Origin of the sequence: Wolbachia pipientis, assembly GCF_023661085.1 — a bacterium.
Classification (GTDB): Bacteria; Pseudomonadota; Alphaproteobacteria; order Rickettsiales; family Anaplasmataceae; genus Wolbachia.
The window spans coordinates 10,219-11,837 of record NZ_JAHDJT010000026.1 but is presented as its reverse complement, the minus strand read 5'-3'; the positions used below and the strand labels follow the sequence as shown (position 1 = coordinate 11,837).

Genomic DNA, 1,619 nt, shown 5'->3' with positions numbered 1-1,619 from the left:
ACATAAAAACGCCAATACTGAAAATAGACAACGGCCAGGGCTTCTTTTGCCTTTTCTTCACTTAGTAAATTTCTTAAATATCTATTACTAAAGTAGTATCCTGGATTGTGTCATTGTGCTTTTGAATATCAATAACTTGTTTCTTATACTCGTTAGTGTTTGTTCTAAAAAGTCTTTACCCGTTTTCCTTACATTAAAAATGCTGTCAGATTTCTTCGTTCCATAACATTTACCTTAATTTCAGTTAAACATAGTAACACTTGAATGTTAATTTTTAGTTTAATTACCTCCATAAATTAACCTTGGTTTGCATCAGACTTCTTGCATAACCTGATATGGTTTTGCAAAAAGTTCAATGTCTACATAGACTCAAGAAGCATCGCTAGAGGATTTTCTATATAATGCTTAAATGCGTTTAAAAATCTTGCCCCGAGTGCTCCATCAACTGTTCTATGATCAACAGAAAGTGTTACCATCATTATTTCTGCTATCTCTATTTTTTCATTGATAACAATAGGCTGTTTCTTAGATGTACCAACAGCCATAATGCAGGATTGCGGTGGGTTAATTATAGCGCTGAAAGTTTTTATACCAAACATACCTAAATTAGAGATAGTAAACCCTCCTCCTTGAAATTCTTCAGGTCTTAATTTTCCAGATCTTGCTCTGCTTACTAAATCTTTCACTTCTTTTGATATAGATAAAACGCTTTTTTTATCAGCATCTTTTACTATGGGAGTTATCAGCCCACCTTCAAGTGCTACGGCGATTGAAATATCTATATTTGCATATCTCAGTATTTTATCATCTATCCAGGAAGAATTTACATCAGGGAATTTTTTCATGCTGAAAGCCACAGCTTTTATAATTAGATCATTAATTGTTACTTTATTGTTTTCATCTGCTGAATTAATCTCGCTTTTGAGCGATATTAGCTTATCAACCCGACAGTCTACAGTTAAATAAAAATGTGGTATATTCTGCTTAGACTCAATCAGGCGTTGTGCTATCACCTGGCGCATGTTACTTACTTCGACTATAACGTCTTCGCTCGATCTTTCACGATTTTCAATTTGTACACCACTGTCTAAAAACTCCAATACGTCAGCTTTAATGATACGGCCATATGGCCCGGTACCTTTTAGCCGCTTTATATCCAAATTTTCATTTTGAGCTATTTTCTTGGCTAATGGGCTTATTTTTATTCTACCTTCCGTTGTTTTGGTATTTTCTTCCTTTCTGGATCCCAGTGTCAAGCACTGGGATAACACTGAAGGGTTAGATGACACTGAAGAGTCAGATGGCATTAAAGGATTAGATAACGTTGAAGGGTTGAACGAAGCTGAAGAATTGGATGACGTTGAAGAGTGTGCCTCAACTTCTTTCTTAGCTTCAACATTGGTAGTAGAAGCTGGATCAAGTGCACTACTATCTTCTCCTTCTTCTAGCATTAGAGCTATTGGTTGATTTACAGGCACGCCACTTGCTCCCTCCGGTACTAGAACTTTTGCTAAAACCCCTTCATCCACAGACTCAAACTCCATTATGGCTTTATCAGTCTCTATTTCAGCAATTACATCACCTACTTCAACTCTATCCTGCTCTTTTTTACACCACTT

General features: G+C 36.0%; 1 protein-coding gene. It reads right to left on the bottom strand.

Annotation, left to right across the window (positions count from 1 at the left end; translation table 11 throughout):
- Window positions 1-359: 359 nt before the first annotated feature.
- Window positions 360-1,619 (bottom strand): pyruvate dehydrogenase complex dihydrolipoamide acetyltransferase (locus DM84_RS01830; protein WP_250778020.1); only part of this gene is annotated, 1,260 nt, incomplete at its 5' end.